The organism is Amycolatopsis sp. PS_44_ISF1, from assembly GCF_032335455.1.
Classification (GTDB): Bacteria; Actinomycetota; Actinomycetes; order Mycobacteriales; family Pseudonocardiaceae; genus Amycolatopsis.
The window spans coordinates 768,867-794,016 of sequence record NZ_JANUXO010000001.1; the positions used below are offsets into that span (position 1 = coordinate 768,867).

At 72.3% G+C, this 25,150-nt stretch carries 26 protein-coding genes; 15 read left to right on the forward strand and 11 right to left on the reverse strand.

All coding sequences use genetic code 11. The annotated features are described in order from the left end of the window. Nucleotides 1-491: 491 nt before the first annotated feature. Nucleotides 492-1,790 carry a DUF445 family protein gene (locus NYF13_RS03365; protein ID WP_315654053.1) on the reverse strand — a complete coding sequence of 433 codons (1,299 nt, stop codon included), beginning with the start codon at nucleotides 1,788-1,790 and terminating at the stop codon, nucleotides 492-494. Between the two features lie 29 nt (nucleotides 1,791-1,819). Between NYF13_RS03365 and NYF13_RS03370 the strand changes: the two genes are divergently transcribed. Further along, nucleotides 1,820-2,986, forward strand: a complete 1,167-nt coding sequence (locus tag NYF13_RS03370) for a pyridoxal phosphate-dependent aminotransferase (RefSeq protein WP_315654054.1) — start codon at nucleotides 1,820-1,822, stop codon at nucleotides 2,984-2,986. A 346-nt stretch (nucleotides 2,987-3,332) separates the two neighbouring features. Here NYF13_RS03370 and NYF13_RS03375 read toward each other — a convergent pair whose 3' ends face one another. Beyond that, entirely contained in the window at nucleotides 3,333-4,169 is an 837-nt protein-coding gene (locus tag NYF13_RS03375; RefSeq protein WP_315654055.1) for a hypothetical protein, read from the reverse strand. Here NYF13_RS03375 and NYF13_RS03380 point away from each other — a divergent pair. Continuing rightward, complete coding sequence (locus tag NYF13_RS03380) at nucleotides 4,168-4,986, forward strand: hypothetical protein (RefSeq protein WP_315654056.1); 819 nt, start codon at nucleotides 4,168-4,170, stop codon at nucleotides 4,984-4,986. The genes NYF13_RS03375 and NYF13_RS03380 overlap by 2 nt on opposite strands. A gap of 479 nt (nucleotides 4,987-5,465) precedes the next feature. Here the strand turns inward: NYF13_RS03380 and NYF13_RS03385 are convergent, their stop codons facing one another. Further along, nucleotides 5,466-6,920 carry a PLP-dependent aminotransferase family protein gene (locus NYF13_RS03385; protein ID WP_315654057.1) on the reverse strand — a complete coding sequence of 485 codons (1,455 nt, stop codon included), beginning with the start codon at nucleotides 6,918-6,920 and terminating at the stop codon, nucleotides 5,466-5,468. 61 nt (nucleotides 6,921-6,981) lie between these two features. Between NYF13_RS03385 and NYF13_RS03390 the strand changes: the two genes are divergently transcribed. After that, complete coding sequence (locus NYF13_RS03390) at nucleotides 6,982-7,638, forward strand: hypothetical protein (RefSeq protein WP_315654058.1); 657 nt, start codon at nucleotides 6,982-6,984, stop codon at nucleotides 7,636-7,638. On the opposite strand, the gene NYF13_RS03395 is transcribed toward NYF13_RS03390, so the two are convergent. Together NYF13_RS03395 and NYF13_RS03400 are read right to left on the reverse strand one after the other, a co-directional pair. Next, nucleotides 7,620-8,162 (reverse strand): Clp protease N-terminal domain-containing protein, encoded by a 543-nt coding sequence (locus tag NYF13_RS03395; protein ID WP_315654059.1) that lies wholly within the window; start codon nucleotides 8,160-8,162, stop codon nucleotides 7,620-7,622. The two genes, NYF13_RS03390 and NYF13_RS03395, sit on opposite strands and share 19 nt — an antisense overlap. Further along, complete coding sequence (locus NYF13_RS03400; protein WP_315654060.1) at nucleotides 8,162-8,371, reverse strand: HTH domain-containing protein; 210 nt, start codon at nucleotides 8,369-8,371, stop codon at nucleotides 8,162-8,164. The genes NYF13_RS03395 and NYF13_RS03400 overlap by 1 nt, the downstream gene beginning before the upstream one ends. A 73-nt stretch (nucleotides 8,372-8,444) precedes the next feature. Between NYF13_RS03400 and NYF13_RS03405 the strand changes: the two genes are divergently transcribed. Then, the gene (locus NYF13_RS03405; protein WP_315654062.1) at nucleotides 8,445-9,314 is read left to right on the forward strand and encodes a hypothetical protein; all 870 of its coding nucleotides are present in this window, start codon (nucleotides 8,445-8,447) and stop codon (nucleotides 9,312-9,314) included. Continuing rightward, nucleotides 9,278-9,973 carry a DUF998 domain-containing protein gene (locus tag NYF13_RS03410; RefSeq protein ID WP_315654064.1) on the forward strand — a complete coding sequence of 232 codons (696 nt, stop codon included), beginning with the start codon at nucleotides 9,278-9,280 and terminating at the stop codon, nucleotides 9,971-9,973. The genes NYF13_RS03405 and NYF13_RS03410 overlap by 37 nt, the downstream gene beginning before the upstream one ends. An 86-nt stretch (nucleotides 9,974-10,059) precedes the next feature. On the opposite strand, the gene NYF13_RS03415 is transcribed toward NYF13_RS03410, so the two are convergent. Next, a complete protein-coding gene (locus tag NYF13_RS03415) occupies nucleotides 10,060-11,088 on the reverse strand; it encodes a D-cysteine desulfhydrase family protein (protein WP_315654066.1) in 1,029 nt (342 codons plus the stop codon). Nucleotides 11,089-11,253: 165 nt separating this feature from the next. Here NYF13_RS03415 and NYF13_RS03420 point away from each other — a divergent pair, with 165 nt between their 5' ends. Genes NYF13_RS03420 through NYF13_RS03435 form a run of 4 tightly spaced genes read left to right on the forward strand, consistent with a single transcriptional unit; the run spans nucleotide 11,254 to nucleotide 15,226 of the window. Next, nucleotides 11,254-12,408, forward strand: a complete 1,155-nt coding sequence (locus tag NYF13_RS03420; protein WP_315654067.1) for an NAD(P)/FAD-dependent oxidoreductase — start codon at nucleotides 11,254-11,256, stop codon at nucleotides 12,406-12,408. A 49-nt stretch (nucleotides 12,409-12,457) separates the two neighbouring features. Continuing rightward, nucleotides 12,458-13,840, forward strand: a complete 1,383-nt coding sequence (locus NYF13_RS03425) for an amidase (RefSeq protein ID WP_315654069.1) — start codon at nucleotides 12,458-12,460, stop codon at nucleotides 13,838-13,840. After that, nucleotides 13,807-14,379, forward strand: coding sequence for a TetR family transcriptional regulator (locus NYF13_RS03430; RefSeq protein WP_315654070.1), 573 nt, complete (start codon nucleotides 13,807-13,809; stop codon nucleotides 14,377-14,379). The genes NYF13_RS03425 and NYF13_RS03430 overlap by 34 nt, the downstream gene beginning before the upstream one ends. A gap of 1 nt (nucleotide 14,380) precedes the next feature. Next, nucleotides 14,381-15,226: an oxygenase MpaB family protein gene (locus NYF13_RS03435; protein WP_315654071.1), complete on the forward strand. Its 846-nt coding sequence runs from the start codon at nucleotides 14,381-14,383 to the stop codon at nucleotides 15,224-15,226. On the opposite strand, the gene NYF13_RS03440 is transcribed toward NYF13_RS03435, so the two are convergent. Then, nucleotides 15,208-15,747 (reverse strand): ABATE domain-containing protein, encoded by a 540-nt coding sequence (locus NYF13_RS03440; RefSeq protein WP_315654073.1) that lies wholly within the window; start codon nucleotides 15,745-15,747, stop codon nucleotides 15,208-15,210. The genes NYF13_RS03435 and NYF13_RS03440 overlap by 19 nt on opposite strands. Before the next feature lie 53 nt (nucleotides 15,748-15,800). On the opposite strand from NYF13_RS03440, the gene NYF13_RS03445 reads away from it, so the two are divergent. After that, entirely contained in the window at nucleotides 15,801-16,658 is an 858-nt protein-coding gene (locus NYF13_RS03445; RefSeq protein ID WP_315654074.1) for an alpha/beta hydrolase, read from the forward strand. Nucleotides 16,659-16,872: 214 nt separating this feature from the next. On the opposite strand, the gene NYF13_RS03450 is transcribed toward NYF13_RS03445, so the two are convergent. Then, nucleotides 16,873-17,133 carry a DUF397 domain-containing protein gene (locus NYF13_RS03450; RefSeq protein ID WP_315654075.1) on the reverse strand — a complete coding sequence of 87 codons (261 nt, stop codon included), beginning with the start codon at nucleotides 17,131-17,133 and terminating at the stop codon, nucleotides 16,873-16,875. Between the two features lie 358 nt (nucleotides 17,134-17,491). On the opposite strand from NYF13_RS03450, the gene NYF13_RS03455 reads away from it, so the two are divergent. Then, nucleotides 17,492-17,746 carry a hypothetical protein gene (locus tag NYF13_RS03455; RefSeq protein ID WP_315654076.1) on the forward strand — a complete coding sequence of 85 codons (255 nt, stop codon included), beginning with the start codon at nucleotides 17,492-17,494 and terminating at the stop codon, nucleotides 17,744-17,746. A 276-nt stretch (nucleotides 17,747-18,022) separates the two neighbouring features. Here NYF13_RS03455 and NYF13_RS03460 read toward each other — a convergent pair whose 3' ends face one another. Continuing rightward, complete coding sequence (locus NYF13_RS03460; RefSeq protein ID WP_315654077.1) at nucleotides 18,023-18,871, reverse strand: SAM-dependent methyltransferase; 849 nt, start codon at nucleotides 18,869-18,871, stop codon at nucleotides 18,023-18,025. Nucleotides 18,872-18,997: 126 nt separating this feature from the next. Between NYF13_RS03460 and NYF13_RS03465 the strand changes: the two genes are divergently transcribed. Continuing rightward, on the forward strand, nucleotides 18,998-20,140 hold the full coding sequence (locus NYF13_RS03465; protein WP_315654078.1) for a glycosyltransferase: 1,143 nt from the start codon (nucleotides 18,998-19,000) through the stop codon (nucleotides 20,138-20,140). Here NYF13_RS03465 and NYF13_RS03470 read toward each other — a convergent pair. Further along, on the reverse strand, nucleotides 20,103-20,954 hold the full coding sequence (locus tag NYF13_RS03470; RefSeq protein ID WP_315654079.1) for a helix-turn-helix transcriptional regulator: 852 nt from the start codon (nucleotides 20,952-20,954) through the stop codon (nucleotides 20,103-20,105). The two genes, NYF13_RS03465 and NYF13_RS03470, sit on opposite strands and share 38 nt — an antisense overlap. 265 nt (nucleotides 20,955-21,219) lie before the next feature. On the opposite strand from NYF13_RS03470, the gene NYF13_RS03475 reads away from it, so the two are divergent. Further along, the gene (locus tag NYF13_RS03475) at nucleotides 21,220-22,137 is read left to right on the forward strand and encodes an MBL fold metallo-hydrolase (protein ID WP_315654080.1); all 918 of its coding nucleotides are present in this window, start codon (nucleotides 21,220-21,222) and stop codon (nucleotides 22,135-22,137) included. A 106-nt stretch (nucleotides 22,138-22,243) separates the two neighbouring features. Then, nucleotides 22,244-23,683 carry an NADP-dependent phosphogluconate dehydrogenase gene (gndA, locus tag NYF13_RS03480; RefSeq protein WP_315654081.1) on the forward strand — a complete coding sequence of 480 codons (1,440 nt, stop codon included), beginning with the start codon at nucleotides 22,244-22,246 and terminating at the stop codon, nucleotides 23,681-23,683. A gap of 386 nt (nucleotides 23,684-24,069) precedes the next feature. On the opposite strand, the gene NYF13_RS03485 is transcribed toward gndA, so the two are convergent. Beyond that, a complete protein-coding gene (locus NYF13_RS03485; RefSeq protein ID WP_315657184.1) occupies nucleotides 24,070-24,531 on the reverse strand; it encodes a Rid family hydrolase in 462 nt (153 codons plus the stop codon). 78 nt (nucleotides 24,532-24,609) lie between these two features. Between NYF13_RS03485 and NYF13_RS03490 the strand changes: the two genes are divergently transcribed. After that, complete coding sequence (locus NYF13_RS03490; RefSeq protein ID WP_315654082.1) at nucleotides 24,610-25,104, forward strand: MarR family transcriptional regulator; 495 nt, start codon at nucleotides 24,610-24,612, stop codon at nucleotides 25,102-25,104. Nucleotides 25,105-25,150: the final 46 nt, after the last annotated feature.

Genomic DNA, 25,150 nt, shown 5'->3' on the forward strand with positions numbered 1-25,150 from the left:
CAGACGTCACTCAGCAGCCGACGGAAGACACCCATCGCGAAGCAGCCGATAGGGGACAGCAGCCGTTGCGAAGCAGCCGACGGGAGACAACCAGTCGCGAGACGGCCGACGGAAGGCAGCAGCCGCCGCGAGTCGACCGACAGGAGACAGCAGCCGTCGCGAAGCAGTCGCCTGGAGAGCAGGCCGCGAGTCGACCGACAGGAGACAGCAGCCGTCACTCGGCGGTCGCAGCTAAGCAGCCCAGCGGAAACAGCAGCCGTCAGTCGGCAGACGTCGCGAAGCAGCCGTCGCTAGGCCGCCGGGAACCAGCAATTAGGAGGCGGTCGTCAGTCGGCGGCAGTCGACAGGCGGTCGTCGGTAAGCAACAAGTCAGTAGCAGTCAGTCAACAGCACTCAGGAGGCAGCCGACAGGAAACAGAAGCCAGGGCGCGGCCGTCAGGGCACAACCGTCGGTCGGCTCGAAACCCGATTCCGGGAAACCGAGCCGGGCCTCAGAACAGAATCTGGGCCACCGCATAGATGACCAAGCCGGCCAGTGCCCCCACCACGGTGCCGTTGATGCGGATGAACTGCAGGTCCCGGCCGACCTGCAGTTCGATCTTGCGCGAGGTCTCCTCCGCGTCCCATCGCTCCACCGTGTCCGTGATGATCGTGGTGATCTCCTCCGAGTAATTCGCCACCAGGTACACCGCCGCGCCCTCGACCCAGCCGTCGACCTTGGTGGACAGCGACTCGTCGGTGATCAGGCGGGAGCCCAGGGATTCCAGGCCCGCGCGGACCCGGCGGCGCAGTTCGCTGGAGGGGTCCTCCGCGGCGTTGAGCAGCATCTCCTTGGCCGTGGCCCAGGCCGAGCCGATCAGTTTCTGCACCTCGGCGTGGGTGACGATCTGGCTCTTGACCTGCTCGGCGCGCTCCATCGTCTGCGGGTCGGTCTGGAGGTCCTGCGCGAACTCGCCCAGGAACTTGTCCAGCGCGAGCCGCATGGGGTGGTTGATGTCGGTCTTCACCGCCCAGGTGAAGGACAGGACTTCGCCGTAGACCTTGTCCGCCAGCATCTCGTCGACGAACTTCGGGGACCAGCTCGGGGCGCGGTCGGAGACCACGCGCAGCATCGTGTCGTGGTTGTCGCGGACCCATTCGTAGCCGCGGTCGCACATCAGGTCCACCAGCTTGTGGTGGGCGCCGTCCTCGAAGACGCCGGCCAGGATCTTGCCCAGCGGCGGGCCCCAGGGGCGGTCGACCACGCGCTTGACCACGGCCTGCTCCATGATCGCCTGCACGTCCTCGTCCCGCAGGACAGTGACGGCGCCGCGGACGACCGTGGCCAGTTCGGAGGTCACGCGCTCCGCGTTCGCCGGCTGGGAGAGCCAGCCGCCGAGGCGGCGGGCGATCTCGACGCGCTTGAGCTTGTCGCGGATGACGTCCTCGGCGAGGAAGTTCGAGCCCACGAACTCGCCCAGGCTGTGGCCGAGCTGGTCCTTCTTGTTCGGGATGATCGCCGTGTGCGGGATCCGCAGGCCCAGCGGGTGCCGGAACAGCGCCGTGACGGCGAACCAGTCGGCCAGCGCGCCGACCATGCCCGCCTCGGCGGCCGCGCGGACGTAGCCGGTCCAGGCCGGCCAGCCCGCCGATCCGGCCCAGCTCGTGAGGAGGAAAACGACCGTCGCGCCGAGCAGAAAAGCCAGCGCGACCAGCTTCATCCGGCGCAGCGCCCGCCGTTTCTGCGCTTCCCCGGCGGCGCCGCCGGGCGGGTCGGCCGGGGTGAGGTTGGCTGGCGTTGGTTGCTCCACGACACCATTGTCCGTGAGGATGCCTTCCCGTGCGCGAACCAGCTCTCGTCCCTCGCCTCCGCCCGTTCACCGCGACCGTCTTCGCGGAGATGACGGCACTAGCCGTGAAGCACGACGCCGTGAACCTCGGACAGGGCTTTCCCGACACCGACGGGCCCGCCGGAATGCTCGACGCGGCGAAGAACGCCCTGTTCGGCGGGGCCAACCAGTACCCGCCCGGCCCCGGACGGCCCGAACTGCGCGCGGCGATCGCCCGGCACCGGCGGCGGTACGGCACCGAGTACGACCCGGACACCGAGATCCTGGTCACCGCGGGCGCCACCGAGGCCATCGCGGCCACGCTCATCGCGCTGGCCGAGCGCGGCGACGAGGTGGTGGTGGTCGAGCCGTACTACGACTCGTACGCCGCGGCGGTCGCCATGGCCGGAGCCGAGCGGCGGGTGGTCGGCCTCGTCCGGAACGACGGCGGGCGGCTGGAGTTGGACCTCGACGCCCTGCGCGCCGCCATCACCCCCCGCACCCGCGCGGTGCTGCTCAACTCCCCGCACAACCCGACCGGCACGGTGTTCACGCGCGCGCAACTGGAGGCCGTCGCCGGGCTGTGCGTGGAGCACGACCTGATCGCGATCACCGACGAGGTCTACGAGCACCTGGTCTTCGACGGCGCCGAGCACGTCCCGCTGGCCACGCTGCCGGGCATGCGCGAACGCACGGTGTCGATCTCCAGCGCCGGCAAGACGTTCAACTGCACCGGCTGGAAGATCGGCTGGATCTGCTCGACCCCGGAGCTGGTCGCGGCCGTGAAGGCGGCGAAGCAGTTCATCACGTTCGTCTCGGGCGGGCCGCTGCAGCCGGCGGTGGCCTACGCGCTGGACCACGAGCTGGAGTGGGTCGAGAGCCTGCGTACGAGCCTGCAGGACAAGCGTGACCGGCTCTCCGCGGGCCTGGCGGAAGCCGGTTTCGAGGTGCGGCCGAGCGAGGGCACGTACTTCGTCTGCGCCGACGTCCGGCCGCTCGGCTTCACCGACGCCGCCGAGCTGGCTTGGGCGCTGCCGGAGCGGGCCGGGGTCGCCGCCGTCCCGGTGAAGGTCTTCACCGATCACCCGGACGAGTGGAAACACCTGCTGCGCTTCGCGTTCTGCAAACGCAACGAAGTCATCGACGAGGCCGTCCGGCGGCTGCGGTCACTCGTCTGATCACTTCGGTTTCCGGATTCCGGGCCGTCCTCTTAGTACGGTTGCAGACGTCGCCGAAGCGCACACCCTGCGTTGATCATGCGATACCCTGGGTGGCTGTCCGGCTCGAAACATCAGGTCACCCGCCGGTGGGGAGGGCGATCCGAGGGGCCCGGATGGTCCTGACGCGGACGTCCGGGTGCACGCACGGTGACCACGGTCGGCCGTTCGGACACCGGAGCCGGTAGGGCTGTTCCGCCGTACGGGGTGGATCGAACGCGGCAGAGATGAAACACTCGCGAGCGGTGCTAGAAAGAGTGCAGCCCCGGGGTACCTGCGACCTGACCGGAAGAGAACCCCAGCAAGATCAGCTTCGTGCGGAGACCGCACGAGCTTCAGGCGCGGACGGTGGTGGTGGCGTGAACGGCACGATTCCCGTGCATTCCGCTGTACCGCCGCGCGCCTTCGGCCCGGCGACCGGTTCCGGCGTTCTCGCGCCCGTGATGGACTCAAGCGCTCTCGCCCCAGCGACCGCTGCTCTCGCGCCCCTGATGGCGGGCGGCCCTGGTTCGGGGACCTGCACTGGGGTCAAGGCCCGCCGCCCTAGGGCGTGGGCCGGTCCACTGGCCCGGCCGACCGCGCGGATCGCGCTGGCGGGCGGGCTGGCTCTGGCCGGATGGCTGCTCGGGGCGGTGCTCGCGAACGCCAGTGCGTCGGCCGACGAGCTGAACGGCACCGGCTCCGCCTCCGGCGACACCGTGGCCACGGCTCCCGCACACACCGACGACCACACCAGCGATGGCGCCCCGGATTCCTCCCGGCACCGTCGAACCGGGACGAGCGATTCGGCCGCGCCGGGCGACCACGAAGCGACCAGCCCGAGCTCGACGCCCACTTCCCATTCGAGCAGGCCCAGCCGCGACACCTCGGCCCAGACGGCGCCCAGCACCGGCCAGACCCGCCCGACCAGCTCGGACGCGAGTTCGACGGACAGTTCCGCCACCGGCGCTGACCTGAGCACCGGCAAGACCAGCAGCGACGCGAGCACCAGCGACACGGCGAACGCGGACAGCCCGGGCACCACCAGCGCTGCCACGAACGCCGAAAACCAAGCCACCTCCGGCGCTGCCCTGAGCGCCGAGAGCCAGGCCACCTCTGGCGCTGCCCTGAGCACTGAGAGCCAGGCCACCACCAGCGCCGTCATGGCCACTACCAGTGCTCCTGCCACTACCAGCACTCCCGCCGCCACCAGCACCCCCGCCGGCAGCAGCGCCGCCGTCCAGCCGTCGATGGCCCTTCAGGCGGCGCAGCCGAGGCCATCGCGCCCGGGGCTGCTCGGTGGTTTCGTGGGTGGCCTGGTCGGCGGTCTGGCCGACATCGTGGACACCACGCTCGGCACCGCGCTGCACTCCGTCACCGGGGTGCTCGGCCCGGTGGGCACCACCGGGCCGACCGACTTGCCGTCCACCGCACCGGAGGACGGGGACGACCCGTCGTCGCTGCCGATCGACGGGGTGCTCGGTCCGGTGTTCTCCGACGGTTCCGCCAGCGGGGGCGTCACCGCGACCGTGCCGACGCTGATCGGTGCCGTCGTCGCGCCGCCGGGTGAAGTTGCGGGCGCGCCCGTCCCGGTGGTTCCGGCGGCCGTGGCCGAGGCGCCCACCACCGCCAACCCCGGCGCGCACGGCCGCGGGCTCACCCAGCTCCAGCTACCCACACGGGTCACCACCCACCCCGGCACCCCGGCTCCACCGCAGCACGACTCCGACACCCACGCGGGTTACGGGGGCGGCGGCAGTGGCGGCGGCGGTGGGGGGCTCCCGGCCACGCCCAGTGCGCCGATGGCCCCGACCACCACCGCGAGCCCAGGGCACGACCACTCCGGCGGCGCGCGGCACACCGTGGCCGTCTCCGGCGACAGCTCCACCACCACTCAGCTCAGGCTGATCGGGGTCAGCCGCGACCACGAGGTCGACGGCGCCGGGCGGGAAGCCGCCCTCCCCACCACCTCCCCGGACTGACCGCTACCCGGTCCTCCGGGGAGAGCCGCGTCCAAAACAAGATCAACTTCTTGTCCGCGCGCCCGTTTCGGCTGCGCCACGCCTCCCCTGCGCACGAATCCGCTGAAGCGAACCACCCGCTGATACCAAGCGATCCAGGGGCAGCTCCATGCACACCTTCCTGCTTCCCGACCGGCCGACCGCGCCCGGCCGGATCGGGTCCTGGTCCCGGCGCCGCACTGCCCCTGCGGCGCCGGGACCCACAACGGGCGTGCTCCGGAGGTTCTCGCTCACCGCGCCGAGCGTGAACCTGCGCCAACCGAAGCCCGCCTGAGCCGTAGGCGTTTCCCGGCACGTCGAGGGGCTGTGCCGAGAAGCCGCCACGGTGCCCGCTCCGTTCCACGGAGCGGGTGACGAACAGCCGGTGCGCCGGATGCGACCGCCACCCTCCCTGGAGTGGCCGGACCATCCGGTGCACCGGCTGTTTATAGTCGAACCCCCTACGCGACCGGCACGTTCACCGCCGGCACCCCCTCCAGTCCGCGCACCGAGGCGGCCGCCGCGCTCAGCCGCCGGACGGCCTCGAACAACTGGTCCGGCGGCAGCCCGAACGGCACCCGCAGCCACCGCTCCAGCCCGCCGTGCGCCCCGAACCGCGAGCCCGGCGCCAGCTGGACGCCGTGGCTGGCCGCGGAGACCGCCAGCCGGGTGCTCATCGGCTCCGGCAGCCGGCACCACAGCGACAGCCCGCCGGGCGGAACCTCGAACGTCCACTCCGGGCAGTACCACTTCAGCGCTCCGACCAGCGCGTCCCGGTGCCCCCTGAACTCCTCCCGGCGCCGCGCCAGCGCCTCGTAGCCCGCCGGCTCCAGCAGCGAAGCCAGCACCAGCTGTTCGAAGATCGGCGCGCCCAGGTCCACCGCGAACCGCGAGGAGCCCATCCGGTCGACCAGGTCCGCCGACGCCCGGATCCAGCCCAGCCGCAGGCCACCCCAGTGGGACTTCCCGGCCGAGCCGATCGACAACGCCAGGTCACCGGCGAACGCGGCCAGCGGCGGGGGCCCGTCGAGCGGATCGCCCTCGTAGTCCAGCTCCACCAGCGATTCGTCCACCACCACCGGGGTCCGCGAGCGGGCCAGCAGGCCGCCGAGCCGTTCGCGGCCCTCCGCGTCGAGGCGCAGCCCGGTGGGGTTCTGGAAGTCGACCACCAGGTAGCCCAGCCGCGGGGCCGCCTGGCGCAGCGCGGCCTCGATCCCGGACAGGTCCCAGCCCCGCGCCGGGTCGAGCGCCACCGGCACGGGCAGGGCGTGGGCGGCGCGGATGGCGTCGAGCGAGTTGGGGTAGGTCGGCTGCTCGACCAGCACCCGGTCACCCGGCCCGAGCAGCATCCGCAGGCAGAGCACGAACGCCGAGTAGGCGCCGCCGGTCACCACCACCTGCTCCGGCGAAGTCGGCAGGCCGCGCGCGCGGTAGCGCTCGGCGATCCGTTCGCGCAGTAGCGGCAGGCCGCCGGTGAGGTAGCCGTTCCCGGTGATGTGCCCGGTCAGCCCGCGCCGCGCTTCGTCGACCGCGGACATCAGTCCGGGCAGCGCGGCCGGAGCCGCGCGGGCCAGGTCGAGCAGACCTTCCCCGGACGGCAGCACCCGTTCCGGGCCGCGGCTTCCCGTGCCGGCGACCCACGAGCCGGCGCCCCGGCGGCTGGCGACCAGGCCGTCCGCACGCAGCCGGTCGAGGGCGGCGCCGATCAGCGTGCGGCTGACCGCCAGCGCTTCGGCCAGCTCCCGCTCCGCGGGCAGGCGGGTGCCGATCGGGAGCTGGCCGTCGAGCACCTGCAATTCGACGGCCGCGGCGAGATCGGCGGCGCCCTGGCGTGATCCGCGGCGGCGCCACTCCCCCAGCAGTACGGCCAATCTTTCCCCGGAAATGCGGCTGCCGAGCGGGATGCGGGATTCCATAAGACCAATTATCCGTGATTGGCCATGGTTTACCAGACCAGTTGTCCCCGATAGTGCAGAAGTGGCTACTACCGATCTCAGTCCGCTCAGCCTGCGCCGGGCCCCCTTGCTCCGCGGTCTGCAGCTACTCGCCGGGCTTTCGCTCTACGGCACCAGCATGGCGATGATCACCCGCGCCGGCCTCGGCCTCGACCCGTGGGACGTGCTCAACGACGGGCTCACGAAGATCACCGGGCTGAGCTTCGGCACGGTCACCGCCATCGCCTCCGTGGCCGTGCTGCTGATCTGGATCCCGCTACGCCAGCGTCCCGGCCTCGGCACGGTCGCGAACGTGCTGGTCATCTCCGTGACCGTCGACGCCGTCCGCGCCGTGCTGCCCGACCAGCACGCGCTTGGCCGGCAGATCGTCCTGCTGGCCGGTGGCGTGGTCTTCAACGCCGTGGCGACCGCCGTCTACGTCGGCACCCGGCTCGGCCCCGGCCCGCGTGACGGCCTGATGACCGGGCTCACCGCCCGCACCGGCCGGTCGGTCCGCGTGGTCCGCACGGCGATCGAGGTGACCGTGCTGGCCGCCGGCTGGCTGCTCGGCGGCAGTGTCGGCGTCGGCACCGTGCTCTACGCCGTCTCGATCGGGCCCCTCACCCATGCGCTCCTGCCGCTCGTCACCTGGCGGACGGGCCACCGCCAGCAGGAACAGCATCAGCCCGCCGCACCCTGACCCACCGCCCGCCGGAGGGCCGCGTAGTCGACGCCGCGCGCGGCCAGCAGCTCGGCGACCGCGCCCTTCTGCTGCACCAGCGCGAGCAGCATGTGCTCCTGGCCCAGGTGCTTGTCGCCGAGCTTCACCGCCTCGCGCAGGCTCAGCTCCAGCGTCTTCTTGGCCTCACCGGTGAACGGGATGTGGCCGCGCCGCCCCCGCCGGCCGGTGTCCGCCAGCGCACCGGGCCCGTGGGTCCGCTCGACCCGCTCGACGATCTGCTCGACGTCGATGCCGAACTCCGTGAGCGCCTCGACCTCGGCGTCGCTGATGCCGCCGCGGCGCCGGACGCGCTCCAGCTCGGCCAGCACCTCTTCCAGCGACACACCCAGCTGGTCCAGCAGCCGCCGGGCCTCACCGTGGTCCACCCGGGCCAGGCCCGTGAACACATCCCGCGGCGCGATCTCCCGCGCGCCCTGCTCCCGCGCCGCGAGCTGGGCCTCGACCACGGCCGTCCGCGCGTCGGCGGTGAATCGTTCGAACATCAGTTCCTCCCGTGCTTCTTGTGCACCGCCTGCCGGCTGACCCCCAGCTCGGCCGCGATGTCCTGCCAGGACCAGCCGTGCCCCCGCGCGCTGCGGACCTGCACGGCCTCGAGTTGCTCCACCAGCCGACGGAGCGCCGCGACCGCCCGGAGCCCCACGCGGGGATCGCGGTCGCCGGCCCGTGCGGCCAGGTCTGTTGCTTCCGTCATGGTGTCAATCTAGGTTGACATCGGACCTCTTGTCAACCTCGGTTGACATCAGGGCCCGGATTACAGTCGGTCGATGCCCGAGATCGCGATCGCCGAGCGGGCGGGGGTCGGCGCGGACGGCCTGCCCCGGCCCACCGAAGACCACGTCGCCGTGCTGGACGACGCCGTGCTGCTGCTGGACGGCGCCACCTCGCCGAGCCCGGACCTGCCACCCGGCGGCTGGTACGCGGACCTGCTGGTGCGGGAGCTGGCGGGAGAGCTGCGCACCCGGCCTGCGGCCGATCTGGGTGACGCGCTGGCCTCGGCCATCGCCGGTGTCGCGGCGGCGCAGGGGCTGGCGCCGGGGCACTCGCCGTCGAGCACCGTCTCGATCCTGCGCTGGGACGCCGACCGGGTGGAGGCCCTGGTGCTGGCCGACAGCCCGGTCGTCGCGTTCGGACGGTTCGGCACCGACGTCGTCTCCGACGGCCGGTTGCTCGCCCTGCGCGAGGACGGACTGCTGCAGACCGGCGCCGACGTGCGCCGCCGGCGCAACACCGAGGGCGGCTTCTGGGTCGCGGAGGCCGATCCGGCCGCGGCCGGGAAAGCCGTGCGCCGGGTCTGGCCGCGCGCGGAGATCGACGCGGTGCTGCTGGCCACCGATGGCGTCTCCATCGGGGTCGACGAATACCACCTGTTCGGCTGGCCGGACGTGCTGCGGCTGGCCCGCGCGGACGGGCCGGACGCGGTGCTGGACGCCGTCCGCACGGCGGAGAAGCAGGACCCCATGGGCGAACGCTGGCCACGCCCGAAGCGGCACGACGACCAGGCACTGGTCCTCGTGGAGTTCAACCCCAGCCCGGACCAGGGGTTGTTTTCAGGGTTTTCCCGGATCACGCCGACGACCCGGCCCGCAACGCTGGGCGCATGGGGAATTCACGGGGGCTCCGGATCTGGCGGCTGACCGCGCTCGCGGCGATCACCTGGGGCATGTTCACGATCACCGCCCTGCACGTGATCAGCTCGCGCGATCCGGTGTACGACACCTTGTCCAGCTACACCATCACCGACCGCGGCCAGGGGCTGCTCGGCGCGAGCGTGCTCTCGCTGGCCGTCGGCTCGCTCGCCGTGCTCGGCGCGCTGCTGGCGGCGGGCGTGCCGCTGCCGCGGACCACTCGGGTGCTGCTCACGGCCTGGTCGCTCGGCCTGGCCACGGCCGCGGTGTTCCCGGCCAGCTATCCGCAGAACCCGAATCCGCTGAGCGGCGACATCCACCTGTACTCGTGCCTGGTGGCGTTCACCAGCCTGCCGGGCGCGGCCCTCACCCTGCTCGATCCGCTGCGCGACAGCCCGCACCGCCAGGCCGTGGTGCGCTGGCTACGTCTGGGCCTGGGTGTGCTGGCGCTGTTCGGGCTGAGCTTCTTGTTCGTGCGCCTGGACGAAGCGGGGGTCGCGCCGTTCCACCGGCTCGCGGACGCGCTGCCGATCGGGGTGACGCAGCGCCTGATGCTGGTCGCGGACGTGCTCCTGCTGCTGGGCCTGGTCCGCATCGCGGTCTGGACGCACGCGGCCCGCGCGGTGGCTTCGGAAGAGAGCGCCGTCGTGATCGAGCCGACGCGGTGAAGGGCCTCACCGAAGCCAGCGGGGCGACGCCCGCTCGCCCCCGGACCGGGAACTGAGCACGACCGGTCACCGGCGGCGAGGCCGGCTCACTCCTGCATGGCTTCGGCGAATTCCGGTGCGTAGCCGTAGAGCCCGGGCAGCCCGCCGGTGTGCACGAAGACCACCGTCTCGTCCGGGTCGAAGCGGCCGGCCGCCGACCACTCCACCAGGGCGGCCGCGACCTTGCCCGTGTAGACCGGGTCCAGGACCACGCCCTCGGTGCGGCCGAACAACCGCAGCGCGCCCCAGGTCTCCGGGGCCGGGAGGCCGTAGCCCTCGCCGAGGGTGGAATCGCTCATCCACACGTGGTCCAGCGAAGGGGTGCTGACGCCGAGCAGTTGGGCGGCCGCGGTGACCAGGTGGGTCAGGTTTTCCGTGCTCTCGCCCAGCGGATGGCTCACGCACGCGAAGTCCGCGCCCAGCGAGCCCAGCACCGCCGTGCCGAGCGCCAGTCCCGCCGCGGTGCCGCCGCTCGCGTGCGGGGCGACGATGCGGGCGCGGTCGATGCCCGAGGCCGACAACTGGTGGGCCAGCTCGCGGGTGGCGTCCAGGTAGCCCAGCGCGCCGAGCGCGTCCGAGCCGCCGACCGGGATGGTCGCGACCTTCCGGCCCTGCGCGACGGCCTCGGCCACCAGCTCGTCGTACCGGCGCCCGGTCTCCTCCTCGTCGGCGCACACGTGCACGCGGGCACCGAACAGCAGGTCGAGCGGGATGTTGCCGGAGCGCTCGTACGCTTCGCCCGAGCGCGGGACCGTCGCGGTTAGCACCAGCTCGCACCGCAGGCCGAGGCGGGCGCAGGCGGCGGCGGTCTGACGGCCGTGGTTGGTCTGCAACGCGCCGAAGGTGATCACGGTGTCGGCGCCCGAGGCCAGGGCCGCGCCGAGGTGGAAATCGAGCTTGCGCAGTTTGTTGCCGCCGACGCCGAGCGGGTGCACGTCGTCGCGCTTGAGCAGCAGGTGCGGCAGGCCCAGGGCCTCCCCGAGCCGCGGGGCCGGCACCAGCGGCGTCGGCCAGCCGCCCAGTCCGGCCCGGGGAAACACTTCGAGAGCGGGAAACCGGTCGAAGTCGAACGTCATCGATCCTCCGTGGGGCTGGGCGGGGCTGGGTTAACCGTAACCGTTTCCGGTCACTGCCACGGTTCGCGACCGGCTGCCAGCCCGGTGCCAGCCGGTTGTGCGGGCGGTGACAGCGGCCGTCGCCAGTCTGGGCTCGTAGCCGGAGAAACCCCGAAGGAGTTCACCATGTCCTCTGCGTCCACAGTGTCCACCGTCACCATCATCGGCGCCGGCCTGGCCGGGCTCACCCTCGCCCGGGTCCTGCACCGGGCCGGCATCCCCGCCGAGGTCTACGAGGCCGAGCCGTCCGCCACCGCCCGGGCCCAGGGCGGGATGCTCGACATCCACGACTACAACGGCCAGCACGCCATCGAAGCGGCCGGCCTCACCGAGCAGTTCCGCGAGCTGATCCTCCAGGGCCGCCAGGCGATGCGGATCCTCGCCCCGGACGGATCCGTCCTGCTGGAGAAGGGCGACGACGGCACCGGCGGCCGGCCCGAGGTGCAGCGCGGCGAGCTGCGGCAGCTACTGCTCGACTCGCTGCCGGAAGGCACCGTGCGCTGGGGCCGCAAGGTCGGCGGGGTGCGGGCCCTCGGCGGGGGCCGGCACGAGGTCACCTTCGCCGACGGCACCACCATGGTCACCGAGCTGCTGGTCGGGGCCGACGGCGCCTGGTCGCGCGTCCGGCCGCTGCTGTCCGGCGCCGTGCCCGAGTACACCGGCGAAACGCTGATCGAAACCTGGCTGTACGACGCCGACGAGCGCCACCCGGTGGCCGCGAAGACGGTCGGCGGCGGGTCCATGGTCGCGGGCCAGGGCGACCGGGCGATCAACGCCCACCGGGAGCGGGGCTCGACCCTGCACACCTACGTGATCATGACCCGGTCCCTGGACTGGTTCGAGGCGATCGACCTCGCCGACGGCGCAGCGGCCGCCGCCCGGATCGCGGCCGAGTTCGACGGCTGGGCCCCGGAGCTGACCGCGTTGATCACCGAAGCCGACACCGCGCCGGTCCTGCGGCCCGCCTTCAGCCTGCCCACCGGGCACCGGTGGGACGGGACGGCCGGTGTGACCCTGATCGGCGACGCCGCCCACCTCGCGGCCCCGGACGGGGAGGGCGCCAACAACGCGATGGTCGACGGCGCCGAGCTCGGCCAGGCCCTGGCCGCGCACCCCGGTGACGTCGAAGCCGCGCTGGCCGAGTTCGAGGAGGCGATGTTCTTCCGCGCCGCCCACCCGTCCGACGGCAGCGAGTTCATCGAGCACCTCTTCGGCGAGAACCCGCCGCAGGAAATGCTCGACCTGTTCTTCGGCGCCGACCCGGAGAAGCAGCGTTCCTGAACCGGCCCTGGTAACGTTCGTTCGAACGAACGAGAACCGGGAGCAGCCGATGACCGTCAGCCCCGAAACCACCGCGTTCGCCGGCCTGGCCGCCCAGGCCGGCGCGCTCGCGAACGGCGCCGTCACCTCCGTGCAGCTCACCACCGCCGCGCTGGAGCGGGCGAACGCGAGCCAGCCGGTGCTCAACGCGTTCCGCCGGATCCGCGACGAGGCCGCGCTCGCCGATGCCGCGGAGGCCGACCGCCGGCTCGCCGGCGGCGAGACGTCCCCGCTGCTGGGCGTGCCCTTCGCGATCAAGGACGACGTGGACCTGGCCGGTCTGCCGACGGCGTTCGGCTGCCCCGGCGACTTCCCGGTCGCCACCACCGACGCGACGGCGGTGGCCCGGCTCCGACGGGCCGGCGCGGTGATCGTGGGCAAGACGAACACGCCCGAGCTGGGCCAATGGCCGTTCACGGAGGGACCGGCGTTCGGCGCGACGCGCAATCCGTGGCAGCCCGGCCACACCCCCGGCGGCTCCTCCGGCGGTTCGGCCGCGGCCGTCGCCGCCGGGATCGTGGCGGGCGCGCTCGGCTCCGACGGCGCGGGCTCCGTGCGCATCCCGGCCGCCTGGACCGGGCTGGTCGGGATCAAGCCCCAGCGCGGCCGGATCCCGACCGACGGCGAGCTGTTCCACGGGCTGACCGTGCTCGGCCCGCTGGCCCGCACGGTGGGTGACGCCGCGCTGATCCTCGACGTCACCGCGGGCAGCGGCACCGCGTTCCGGGCCGCCGCCCGCCGGGAGCCGGGGCGGCTGCGGATCGGCCTGTCCACCAGAATCCCCTTCACCGCAACGAAAACCCGCCTCGACCCGGTGGTCGAGGCCGCCGTGCGCGAGACCGCCGGGAAGCTCGCCGCGCTGGGCCACGAGATCGTCGAGGTGGAGCCGGACTACGGACTGGTCGGCCTCACCTTCCTGCCGCGCTCGCTGACCGGCGTGCGCGACTGGGCCCGTCGCGTCCCCGCGGCGGCCGCGCTCGACCCGCGCACCCGCAGCAACGCCCAGCAGGGCCGGCTGCTGGGCGGTTCGGCGCTGAAGCTCGCACGCGCAGTGGAGCCCGCGCTGCACCGCCGGATCGGCTCGGCGTTCGGCCGCGTCGACGTGCTGCTCACCCCGACCACCGCGACCCCGCCGCCCGCGGTCGGCACGTTCGACGGGCTGACCGGCTGGCGCACCGACCAGGCGATGATCGCCGCCTGCCCCTACGCTTGGCCGTGGAACGTGCTGGGCTGGCCCGGGGTCAACGTCCCGGCCGGGCCGACCGCGGACGGTCTGCCGCTCGGCGCGCAGCTGCTCGGCCCCTCGCACGCCGAAGAGCGGCTGATTTCCGTTGCCGCGCAACTGGAAGAGGTCGAACGGTGGCAGGACCGGCAACCCGCGACGGTGTGGTGAGCACCCGTGACTCGATCTTGCACGCGACGCTGAAGGTGGTCGGCGAGGTCGGCGTCGGCGGTCTGACCAACCGGCGGATCGTGGCCGCTGCCGGTGTCTCGCTCGGCACCCTGACCTACCACTTCCCCAGCCAGACCGAGCTGCTGCGCGAGGCCATGCTGCGGTTCGCCGAGGAGGAGACCGCGAAGCTCTCGGCGATCGTCGAAACCCACCGCGGCGACGGCCTCAGCGTCGAGCAGGGGGCCGCCGTGGTCGAGCAGGTCATCGAGCAACTCCCCTTCGGCACGGACGAGCTGGCGCCCCACGAGCTGTACCTCCAGGCCGCGCGCGATCCCGGTCTGCGCGAAGCCTCTTCGCGCTGCTTCGCCGCGTACGACGAACTGGCCACGGTGATCCTGCGCGCGCTCGGCGTCGCGGAACCGGAGCGGCTGGCCGGCCCGGTCGTCGCGCTGATCGCCGGACTTCAGCTACGCCGGTTCTCCACCGGGGCCGACGTCCCGGCGGCCGAGCCGCTGATGATGCTGCTGCGCGGCGCGTGACGTGGCGCCGCCGGTGGCGAAGGGGACCGCCGCGTGGCGGTACTTCGGGGACTTCCGCGACGTGCTCCTCGCCGGTCAGGTGCTGGTGCTGCAGGTCGCGCACCCCGTGGTCGCGGCGGGCGTGCGCGACCACTCGGCCTACACCGAGGACCCGTGGACCCGGCTGATGCGCACCGGCGCCTCCCTGTCGATCTACGTCTACGGCGGCGCGGCCGGTGCCCGCGTCGAGGCCGCCCGGCTGCGGGAGCTGCACCGGGCGTTCACCGGGGTGGCCGGCGGGCGCCGGTACAGCGCGCTCGACCCGGGCGCTTACGCCTGGGTGCACGCGACTCTGGTGATGGCTCCGGTCGACGCGCAACGGTTCTTCGGCCGCCCACTGTCCACATCGGAGCTTAACGAGTACTACGCGCAGATGACCGGGATCGGCCGCATCCTCGGCGTTCGCGAGCGGGACCTGCCACCGGACTGGACCGCGTTCGAGGAGTACTACGCGGGGATGGTGGCGGACTTCGGTCCGAACGAAACCATCACCACGCTGCTGGACACCATCCACACGGTGGGCAAACCGGCCCGGTGGCTGCCGGACCGGTGGTGGCCGCCGTTGCAGCGGTACCAGGCCCGGGCCCAGCTCTTCCTCCTGCGGGCCACGCTGCCGCCGGAGTTCCGCGCCCGTCTTGGTCTACAGTGGACAAGACGGGACCAGCTCCGGTTCGCGCGCTTCGCCCGCCTGACGAGGTTTTCCGGCGCACTCGTGCCACCACCGCTGCGCACCGCGCACATGCGCTGGGTCGGGAAGCTCAACGTCTGGCTCCGCGACCACCCCTGGGCCTATCGGTTCCTGACCTGAACCCGCGCGTAGTGCGCCCGCGCCTTCGCCCGGTTCCCGCAGCGCGCCATCGAGCACCATTGCCGAGTCCGGCGCGGGGAGGTGTCGCAGAACCGCAGGCCGCAGTCCTCGGCCGAGCAGATCCGGACCGGGGCTTCGGAAGGGGCCAGGTCGACGGCGTCCGCGGCGATGGCCCCGAGCGCCGACGCCACCCCGTCCGGCGGGACCGAGACTTCGCGGAGCAGGACGCCGCCGTCCACCACCAGACGCGCCGGGGGCGGGGACGCCGCCAACTGGTTGACGATCGCCGCGTCGGCCTCGTCCGGCGGCTGGGTGAGCAGCCGGTCGACGGCCTCGCGCAGACGTATCGCCGTGGCCAGGTCTTCGCTGGTCACGACGTCGACGGCGAAGCCCGCCAGCCGCAGCCATTCGGCCAGCGCCTCCGGCGACGTCAGCAACTCCACGCCCTCGGCGAGGTGCCGCGAGCGAAGCGTGTTGACGAGGTCGAGGCACCGCCGCCCGCCGTCGAAGGTCCAGTCCATGCCGAGATTCTAACTGTTGCCGACGGTTAGATCAGCGGTTACCTTCTAACCTCATGAGCCAGTTAGATTCAGCCGTGGCCCGGGTCGGCGACCTCCGGATGCACTACCGGCGCGGCGGCGAGGGGCCGCCGGTCTTCCTGCTCCACGGCTGGCCGCAGACCTCGCACTGCTGGCACCGCGTGGCCGGACCGCTGACCGAGACGCACACGGTGATCGCACCCGACCTCCGTGGTTACGGCCGCACCGACAAACCCCGCGGGGGCTACGACAAGCGCACGATGGCCGCCGACCTCGCCGCGCTGGCCGAGCAGCTCGGCTTCGGGAAGGTGGCCGTCGTCGGGCACGACCGGGGTGGGCGGGTCGGGCACCGCTGGGCGCTGGACCGCCCCGACCAGGTCGAACGCCTGGCCGTGCTGGACATCGCGCCGACCCGCGAGATGTGGCGGCGGCTCGACCGCGAGGTGGCAAGCGGCTACTGGCACTGGCTCTTCCACCTGCAGCCCGACCTGCCGGAGCTGCTGGCGGGCCAGAACGTGGCCGCCTACCTCGGCTACTTCTTCGAGCGCTGGACCTTCCAGCGTCAGGGCCTCGCCGCCGAGGACGTCGCCGAGTACGTCCGTGCCTTCTCCGCCCCCGGCGCCCTGCGCGCGGGCTTCGACGACTACCGCGCGTCCTTCCCGGACGACGCGGACCTCGACGACGCCGATTTCGCCGCCGGCCGCCGCGTCACCCAGCCCCTGCTCGCCCTCTGGGGCCAGGACGGACTGCTCGGCCAGCTCCCGACGCTGGACATCTGGCGCGAGTACGGCGAGCGGGTGACCGGCGCCGGACTGGCCGATTGCGGCCACTTCCTGCCCGAGGAGCAGCCGGAAGCCGTGCTCGCCCACCTGCGCGAGTTCCTCGGCGCCTGAGGCTTTACCTCACCCGTTTCGGTAGCGGCGCTGCCCGGGCGGCCGTGCGCAGGGCCGACCGCGCTCGGCGGGACCGCGCGGCTTCGACAAGACGGGTGTCCTTCTGATCCTCGTGGGAGACCGTGTACGCGCTGGTTCTGGCGGTCTTACTCTGAGTCAAGAGACACTCACCCTATCGGGTGACACTTGGTGAAGAGTCCACGACGGGCCGACTTCAGCCGGCCGTCGGCAGGTCGAACTGCCCGGCCTTCACCGCCACCAGGAAGGCCGCCCACTCCCCCGAGTCGAACACGAACACCGGGCTCGGGGTGAGCTTGGTGTCGCGGACGCCGACCAGGCCCTCGCGACCCAGGTTGACCTCCACGCAGTTGCCGCCGTTGGGCTCGCTGGCGAACGACTTCTCCCAGGCGGCGTCCTCGAACAGAGACTTCGCGGTGTTCGGGTCGTAATCCGGGGGCGACGGATAATCCGCCATGAGTCGTACCTCCGAGTCTTCGACCGGGTCGGGTGGTCCTCAGGCCCGTCCCCGGCTTCTTTCTGTCACTACGGAGCAAACCGCAGGGCCAAGCGGGTGATCAACTCGGCCCAGCCTCGACATGAAGATTATTCCAGGAGTAGGATTAATCTTACCGATCGGGGCGTTGGTGGTGGGTGAATGGCTTGCCGCATTCGATCCACCTCATCAATCCACCGGCGACCGGGTGCCCACCCGGTGCGGGGGTGAAGGTACCCCGCGCTGACCTCGGGCAGTGGCGCCGGCGGAGGGTGCCGCCCCGTTCCGACCGGCGCTGACAGGTGCCGGTGCCCGTTACCCGAACTGGGGGTGTGATCCCATGGCCGTCCGGCTCACCACGCTCTTTCGCCGTGAGGACGAACACACTCGCGTCCGGCGTGGGATCGGTCACGAACTGCGCAGCCGCTTCGGTCGCAGCCTGATCCAGGCACCGCTGCGCACGCCCATGCGATGGGACACCGAAGTCGATCTGCCCACGCCGCGCCAGCCGGACCTGGTCCGCGCGACGCGACCGCTCGAAACGAGGGTCGACCTGGCCCCGCTGCTGCACGGCCTGGGCTCGTCCCGGGTCTGAAGTTCCCCGCTCCCACCGCACAACGCGCCCCGGGCCACCAGCCCGGGGCGCATCCGTGTCTCCGGCGGACGCCCACCCGGGCCCCGCGGCGGCGGTCCGTCACCGGCAGAGCAGCGGTACGGCAGCACCAGCGGCGATCCTCCCTGGCGGCACCCCGGCCTCGCCAAGGGCGGCCATCCTTGCTGACCGCACCCCCAGCGGCGGCCCTTCACGGCAGTACTACAGCCGCGGCCCCACCGGGCGGCAACCCCAGCCCCACCGGCGGCGCCCCCGAAGTCAGGGCTTCCGGCCCAGCGCGCCGATGCTGCCGGCGAACGACGGGTCCTCGGCCATCCGCGCGGTCGCTTTGGACTCGAACTCCTCGGGGTGCCACTGCGGCAGCCAGACCAGGCCCGGCTCCACCAGCTCGAGCCCGGCGAAGAACTCGCTGAACTCCGCGCGCGTGCGCAGGTGGAACGGGGTGCTGGACTCCTTGTACTGCTCCTTGATCCGGTCCCGGCTCTCCCCGTCGGGGGCCAGCACGCCCTCGCCGGTCAGGTGCGAGGACAGGAAGTACGAGCCCGAGGGCAGCAGCGACAGGTACTTCTGCACGATCTCGGCCGTGGGTTCGTCCGGGCCGAGGAAGTACAGGACGCCGACCATGATCAGCCCGATCGGCCGCTTCGGGTCCAGCACGCCGGTGTCGAGGGCCCGCGGCCAGATCTCCGCCGGGTGGCGCAGGTCGCCCTGGATCACCGCGTGCCGGTCGGCGACGCCCTCGCGCTCCAGCAGGATCTGCGAATGCGCGACGGCGACCGGCTCGTTGTCGACGTACACGCACCGGGCGTGGGGGTTCACCGACGCGGCGATCTCGTGCACGTTCCCGACCGTCGGGACGCCGGAGCCGAGGTCGAGGAACTGGTCGATGCCGTTGCGCGCCAGGTACTGCACCCCCCGGCCGAGGAACTCCCGCCCGACCCGGGCGATGTTCTTGACCATCGGGAACGTCTTGACCGCCCGCTCCCCGAACTCGCGGTCGATCGCCCAGTTCGCATTGCCGCCGAGGAACCAGTCGTAGATGCGCGCCGCGTTGGGCCGTTCGAGGTCGACACCCTCGGGGGCTTCGGGGTCCGGTACCGCTGTCATCTGCTGTTCTCCGTTTCACCCGGGGCGCCGATCGGGTCCAGTCTGCCCACCGCTCCCCGAACCGGTGACAGCCGGGGCGCGGAAAAGGGTGCGGCAGATCACGCAGGGCCCGCTACCTTGCCGGGAATGCGCTTTCTGTTCACTTTCGCCGGCGGCCGTGGTCACTTCGACCCGATGGCGCCGATCGCGCGGGCCCTGGCGGCGGCCGGGCACACCGTGGCCGTCGCAGCGGCCGGACGTGAGGTCCCGGCGGTCGAACGGGCCGGGTTCCCCGCGTTCGCCACGAGCCCCGCGCCCGAGGCGGACCCGGGCGCGCCGGTCCGGAAGCCGATGCCGCCCGTCGACCCGGCGCGGGACGACTGGGAGATGACGGAGCTGTTCGCCCGCCGCGGCGGGCGGGAGCGCGCGGGCGCCCTGCTGGAGATCGCCCGGGACTGGCGGCCGGACCTCGTGGTGCGGGACGAGGCGGACTTCGGCTCCGCGATCGCGGCCGAACGGCTCGGCCTGCCCCGAGTGACGGTGCTCGTACTGGCGGCCGGCACTTTCCCGCGCCGTGAGCTCCTCGCCGAACCGTGGCGGGAGCTGCGTGCCGAGCACGGCCTGGCGCCGGACCCGGCGCTGGCCCGGCTCGACGGCGACCTCGTGCTGTCGTCCTTCCCGCCGGGCTTCCGCGACCCCGGCTCGGCCTTCCTGTTCCGCACCGGCCCGCCGCCGGTCCCGAGCCGGGCGCACGAGCCGCCGGGCGTCTACTTCACCCTCGGCACGAACTTCAACCTCGAATCCGGCGACCTGTTCGAGCGCGGGATCACCGGGCTGGCCCAGCTCGACGCGCGGGTGACGGTCACCGTCGGCGCCGAGATCGACCCGGCCGTTTTCGGACCGCAGCCGGACCACGTCCGCGTGGAGCGGTTCGTGCCCCAGGCCGAACTGCTCCCGGACACCGACCTCGTCGTCTCGCACGGCGGCTCCGGCGGCCTGATGGGCGCGTTCTCGCACGGCCTGCCGTCGCTGGTGTTCCCGCTGGGCGCCGACCAGCCGAGCAACGCCCGGCGCGGCGCCGAACTCGGGGTCACGAGGGCCCTCGACCCGCAACGGGCCGGCCCGGGTGAGATCCGCGACGCGGCGGCCGAGCTGCTGGGCTCCCCCCGCGACGCCGTGCTCGAACTCCAGGCGCAGATCGCCGCCATGCCCGGACCGGAAGCGACCGTGGCCGTGCTGGAGGGGCTGGCGCTTACATCTGCGCCCGGTAGCCCTCGGCCAGCTCCTTGAGGAACAACCGGGTCTCCTGCCGCTCCAGCGCGGCCCCGCGCAGGCGGTCCCAGGAGTCGACGAAGATGTTGAAGTCCTTGACGTCGTCGAGGTACAGCCCGCCGGCCGAGTGCTCGATGTAGACGAAGTCCCGGGTGCGGTCCGGGAAGCGCATGATCGTGAAGTCGTTGGGCACGGCCGCGAGCCGGGCCCCGAACGGCAGCACGTGCACGTACACCCGCGGATGCCGGTCGAGCGCGAGCAGGTGTTCGACCTGGTCCAGCATCACCGCGGGCGCGGAGCCGCCGGGGGCCCGCCGCAGCGCGCCCTCGCTGATGATGAACCGGTAGTAGGGCGGCTGCTGCTGCTCGAACACGGCCTTGCGGTCGAGCCGGTTGCGCACCAGCGCCGTGACGTCGGTGGCGCCCGCCTCGGTGAACTGCTTGAGCATGTAGTGCTCGGACTGCAGCGGCCCCGGGATGCGCTCACCGTGCCAGGTGAGGATCTCCGCGGCGGCCGGCTCCAGGTCGGTGAAGGTCCGGAACCAGTGCGGCACCACGGACCGGTAACCCGACCAGTGGCCGCGCTGCCCGGCGGCGGCCCGCGCCAGGTTCATCAGGGTGTCGGCCTCTTCGCCGTTGATCCCGAACGCGTTCAGCATGGAGCGCACATCGCCGAGCTTCACCCCGACCGCACCGGACTCGATCTTGTTGACCTTGCCCTGGGTGCAGCCGAGCACCTCGGCGACCTGCTGCTGGGTCATCCGCGCGGCGTTGCGGGCATGCCGGAGCTCGTTCCCGAGCTGCTTCCGGCGCGAGGTGACGGTGCTCGCCATCAGCCTTGCTCTCCCGGACCTCTTCCATCGCCGGGCGTGGCCCTGGAGCCCCGCCGGCGCGCGAACGTTCGAACCACCCAGTTCGGTGCTTCCCGTGCTTCCCGTGTTCGGACCACTGGGGTTCGATGATGACAGTGCGCAGCGTTCCAGGAAATGACCGGAAACGCCAGTCACCCCCGGTCGCCGGGCGCCGCACCCGCCCGGACCAGCGGACGGGCGGCGGTCCCGGCCACCGCGTTGGGCCGAATAGGGCATAGTCGACCGCATGATCGATCGCTCCCCCGGCGCGGCCGGTGTCGAACGACTGGCCGAAGGCGCGTTCGGCTACGTGCAGCCGGACGGCTCCTGGTTCATCAACAACTGCGGCTTCCTCGACGCGGGTGGCCACACCGTCCTGATCGACACCTGCTCCACCGAGCGGCGCACGCGCGCGCTGCTGGAGACGGTCACCGCGGCCACCGGCCCGGTCACCACCCTGGTCAACACCCACCACCACGGCGACCACACCAACGGTAACTACCTGGTCGAGGGCGCCACCCTGCTCGGTCAGCGCAAGACCCGCGAGGTGATGCTGGCCGAGGGCATCCGGCGGTTCGAGGGCGTCTTCGAGGGCAACGACTGGGGCCACTTGGAGCTGCGCGCACCGGAGGTCGTGTTCGAAGACCGGCTGACCGTGTACGCCGGCGAGACCCGCGTCGAGCTGATCCACCCCGGGCACGCCGCGCACACCACCAACGACGTGCTCGTCTGGCTGCCCGAGCAGCGGGTGCTCTACGCCGGGGACCTGGTGTTCAACGGCGGCAGCCCGTTCGCGCTGATGGGCTCGGTCGCGGGCTGGCGCGCCGCCCTCGACGTGCTCCGCGAGCTGGAGCCGGCCGTGATCCTGCCCGGCCACGGCCCGGCCTGCGGGCCGGAGGTGGTGGACACCGTCGACGCGTACCTCGGCTTCGTGCAGGACACGGCCGAGCGCGGCCGGGCGGCCGGGCTTTCGCCGCTGGAGCTGGCCAAGGAGACCGACCTCGGCGAGTTCGCGGAGCTGTCCGAGCCGGAGCGGCTGGCGGGCAACCTGCACCGCGCGTACGCCGAGCTGGACGGCGCGGAGTGGGGCGCACCGATCGACCTGATCGCGGCCGTCACCGACATGATCGCCTACAACGGGGCGCCGATCCGCTGCTTCTCCTGAAGCGGCCCGATCATTCCCGCCGGACCCGTGAGGGTTCTCGCAGGGCCAAGGGGCGCCGGCGCGGACTAGGGTCGGAATCCGGGAAGAGACTTCGGAAAGGGTTCGGATGAGCAAGAAGGCGAGCATCGGGGTCACCGGCCTGGCGGTCATGGGCCGCAACCTGGCCAGGAACCTCGCCCGGCACGGGCACACCGTCGCCCTGCACAACCGCTCGGAGGAGCGCACCCGCTCGCTCGTGGAGCAGTTCGGCGACGAGGGTGAGTTCATCCCCGCGTACTCCGCGCAGGAGTTCGTCGACGCCCTCGAACGGCCGCGGCAGATCGTGATCATGGTCAAGGCGGGCGGCCCCACCGACGCGGTGATCGAGGAGTTCGCGCCGCTTCTGGAGCCGGGCGACGTGATCGTCGACGCCGGCAACGCGCACTTCGCCGACACCCGCCGCCGTGAGAAGGCGCTGCGCGAGCAGGGCCTGCACTTCGTCGGCACCGGCGTCTCCGGCGGCGAGGAGGGCGCGCTCCACGGGCCGAGCATCATGCCCGGTGGCTCGAAGGAGTCCTACCAGTCGCTCGGCCCGCTGTTCGAGGACATCTCGGCGAAGGTCGACGGCGAGCCCTGCTGCACCCACATCGGCGCGGACGGCGCGGGCCACTTCGTGAAGATGGTGCACAACGGCATCGAGTACGCCGACATGCAGCTGATCGCCGAATCGTTCGACCTGCTGCGCGGGGCCGCGGGCTACGCGCCGGCCGAGATCGCCGACGTGTTCCAGACCTGGAACACCGGCCGCCTCGACTCCTACCTGATCGAGATCACCGCCGACGTGCTCAAGCACGAGGACGGCAGCACCGGCAAGCCGTTCGTCGACGTGGTCGAGGACGCGGCGGAGCAGAAGGGCACCGGTCGCTGGACCGTCCAGATCGGACTCGACCTCGGCGTGCCGATCAGCGGGATCGCCGAAGCCGTGTTCGCCCGTTCGCTCTCGGGCTCGAAGTCGCTGCGCTCCGCCGCCCGCGGCCTCGGCGGGCCCGCGCGCACGCCGCTGACCGGCGCCGCGCTGGACACCTTCGCCGACGACGTCGAGCAGGCGCTGTACGCGTCCAAGGTGGTCGCGTACGCCCAGGGCTTCAACCAGATCCAGGCGGGCGCGAGCGAGTACGACTGGGACATCGACCTCGGCCGGGTGGCCTCCATCTGGCGTGGTGGCTGCATCATCCGGGCCAAGTTCCTCAACGACATCACCGCGGCTTACGCCGAAGAGCCGGGCCTGCCGACCCTGCTCACCTCCGGCGGCTTCCGCCAGGCCGTCGAGGACGCCCAGGACTCCTGGCGCTCGGTCATCTCCACCGCGGTCAAGCTCGGCATCCCCACGCCGGGCTTCTCCACCGCACTGGCCTACTACGACGGACTGCGCGCCGACCGCCTGCCGGCCGCACTGGTTCAGGGCCAGCGTGACTACTTCGGCGCGCACACCTACCGCCGGGTGGACCGGGACGGCTCGTTCCACACGGCCTGGGCCACCGACGACCGGACCGAGTCCCCGGCCTGACCCCTCCGCTTCGCCCGTGAAGGTCTCCCTGCCCACGTCGAACGGGATGGGGAGACCTTCACGGTGTTCCGGGCCAGGATGTCCCGGGGTGGCGGCCCCGGTCGACGAAGTGGCCGGTCGGGTGGTCGGCCAGCTCACCGAGGCAGACCGCGTCGTGGTCCTGATCGGACTCGCACCGGCCGTCCGGCTCCGCGTCGGCGACGGCACCGAAAACCGTCCTTGCCGCTACTGGTCCCGATCCCTCGCTTTCGCCGCCCTCGCGACGACCGGCTCGGTCGCGCAGGGCCCCGGGGTGCCCGCCTCGGATCCGTGGGTCCGACTCTGCTGCCGCCGTCCACCGTCGCCGCCGTGGCGACGTCCGCTCGCTCACCGGCCGGCCCGGACTTTCACCGCCCGTGGTCCTCATTCTCGCCACCACGACCGGCCGGGGCCGGCCCGGCGACGGCCGAGACCCGGATCTCGACCCGCATGCCCGGCGCGCCCAGGCCCGCGACGCCGATCTGGGTCCAGATGGGTGCGCGGTCGCCCATACGCCTGCGGAACTGCTCGACCATCACGCCGGTGTGCTCTTCGCCGATGGCGCCGGCCGCGAGGTGGAACGAGTCCACGGAGACCACGTCGGCCCAGGTGGCGCCGGCCGTGGCGAGGGTGCGCTCGACGTTGTCGAAGGCCCGGACGATCTCGTCTTCGAGCGCTTCGGGGAACACGGTGTGGTCGTCCCATCCACCCTGTCCGGAGATCTCCACGCGGTCGCCGATCCGCACCGCCTGGCTGTAGTGCAGAGCTTCGAGGTGGCGCGGCCCGTAGCCGGGAGTGACGAAGAACTGCGGCATGGCGTTCCCTTCCATTGACTTCACGCTTGAAGTGAAAGGTAGCACGATTTACTTCAAACATGAAGTCATCCAGGCACCGGGTAGGGTTCGGCCATGGCGACCAGCGACGCGCCCCGATGGCTGAGCCCGGCCGAGAAGGAAGCCTGGACCGGGCTGGTTTCGCTCGTCCTGCTGCTGCCCGGGCGGCTCGAAGCGCCACTGCAGCAGGAATCCGGCCTGACGTTGTTCGAATACCTGACGCTCAGCCACATCTCGGAGGCGCCGGAGCGCCGGCTGCGCATGAGCGAACTCGCCTACCTCGCCAACGGCTCCCTGTCCCGGCTGTCCAATGTGGTCAAACGCTTCGAACAACGCGCCTGGGTGGAGCGCTCCCCCGACCCGGACGACGGCCGGTACACACTGGTCACCCTGACCGACGCCGGGTTCACCGTGGTCCAGGCCGCCGCCCCGGTGCACCTGGACAGCGTCCGCCAGGTGCTCGACCCCCTCACCGCGGCCGACCAGCAGGCGCTGGCCCGCATCGCCGCGAAGCTGCGGGTGCGTCCGGCGGACCTGACCCAGGGTGCGTCCGGCAGGAGTTCCGGCTGATGACCGAAGGGGCTCATCGACCGGGTATCGGCGCGGGACCGCCGGC

What these genes read in the sequence shown, in the direction of transcription:
- NYF13_RS03440 (WP_315654073.1), bottom strand. Translation starts at nt 15,747, where the DNA reads ATGGACTGGACCTTCGACGGCGGGCGGCGGTGCCTCGACCTCGTCAAC.
- NYF13_RS03455 (WP_315654076.1), top strand. Translation starts at nt 17,492, where the DNA reads ATGGCCGTCCGGCTCACCACGCTCTTTCGCCGTGAGGACGAACACACT.
- gndA (WP_315654081.1), top strand. Translation starts at nt 22,244, where the DNA reads ATGAGCAAGAAGGCGAGCATCGGGGTCACCGGCCTGGCGGTCATGGGC.
- NYF13_RS03395 (WP_315654059.1), bottom strand. Translation starts at nt 8,162, where the DNA reads ATGTTCGAACGATTCACCGCCGACGCGCGGACGGCCGTGGTCGAGGCC.
- NYF13_RS03485 (WP_315657184.1), bottom strand. Translation starts at nt 24,531, where the DNA reads ATGGAAGGGAACGCCATGCCGCAGTTCTTCGTCACTCCCGGCTACGGG.
- NYF13_RS03445 (WP_315654074.1), top strand. Translation starts at nt 15,801, where the DNA reads ATGAGCCAGTTAGATTCAGCCGTGGCCCGGGTCGGCGACCTCCGGATG.
- NYF13_RS03450 (WP_315654075.1), bottom strand. Translation starts at nt 17,133, where the DNA reads ATGGCGGATTATCCGTCGCCCCCGGATTACGACCCGAACACCGCGAAG.
- NYF13_RS03475 (WP_315654080.1), top strand. Translation starts at nt 21,220, where the DNA reads ATGATCGATCGCTCCCCCGGCGCGGCCGGTGTCGAACGACTGGCCGAA.
- NYF13_RS03410 (WP_315654064.1), top strand. Translation starts at nt 9,278, where the DNA reads ATGGGGAATTCACGGGGGCTCCGGATCTGGCGGCTGACCGCGCTCGCG.
- NYF13_RS03405 (WP_315654062.1), top strand. Translation starts at nt 8,445, where the DNA reads ATGCCCGAGATCGCGATCGCCGAGCGGGCGGGGGTCGGCGCGGACGGC.
- NYF13_RS03380 (WP_315654056.1), top strand. Translation starts at nt 4,168, where the DNA reads ATGGCCACTACCAGTGCTCCTGCCACTACCAGCACTCCCGCCGCCACC.
- NYF13_RS03415 (WP_315654066.1), bottom strand. Translation starts at nt 11,088, where the DNA reads ATGACGTTCGACTTCGACCGGTTTCCCGCTCTCGAAGTGTTTCCCCGG.
- NYF13_RS03375 (WP_315654055.1), bottom strand. Translation starts at nt 4,169, where the DNA reads ATGACGGCGCTGGTGGTGGCCTGGCTCTCAGTGCTCAGGGCAGCGCCA.
- NYF13_RS03400 (WP_315654060.1), bottom strand. Translation starts at nt 8,371, where the DNA reads ATGACGGAAGCAACAGACCTGGCCGCACGGGCCGGCGACCGCGATCCC.
- NYF13_RS03385 (WP_315654057.1), bottom strand. Translation starts at nt 6,920, where the DNA reads ATGGAATCCCGCATCCCGCTCGGCAGCCGCATTTCCGGGGAAAGATTG.
- NYF13_RS03460 (WP_315654077.1), bottom strand. Translation starts at nt 18,871, where the DNA reads ATGACAGCGGTACCGGACCCCGAAGCCCCCGAGGGTGTCGACCTCGAA.
- NYF13_RS03465 (WP_315654078.1), top strand. Translation starts at nt 18,998, where the DNA reads ATGCGCTTTCTGTTCACTTTCGCCGGCGGCCGTGGTCACTTCGACCCG.
- NYF13_RS03490 (WP_315654082.1), top strand. Translation starts at nt 24,610, where the DNA reads ATGGCGACCAGCGACGCGCCCCGATGGCTGAGCCCGGCCGAGAAGGAA.
- NYF13_RS03420 (WP_315654067.1), top strand. Translation starts at nt 11,254, where the DNA reads ATGTCCTCTGCGTCCACAGTGTCCACCGTCACCATCATCGGCGCCGGC.
- NYF13_RS03470 (WP_315654079.1), bottom strand. Translation starts at nt 20,954, where the DNA reads ATGGCGAGCACCGTCACCTCGCGCCGGAAGCAGCTCGGGAACGAGCTC.
- NYF13_RS03425 (WP_315654069.1), top strand. Translation starts at nt 12,458, where the DNA reads ATGACCGTCAGCCCCGAAACCACCGCGTTCGCCGGCCTGGCCGCCCAG.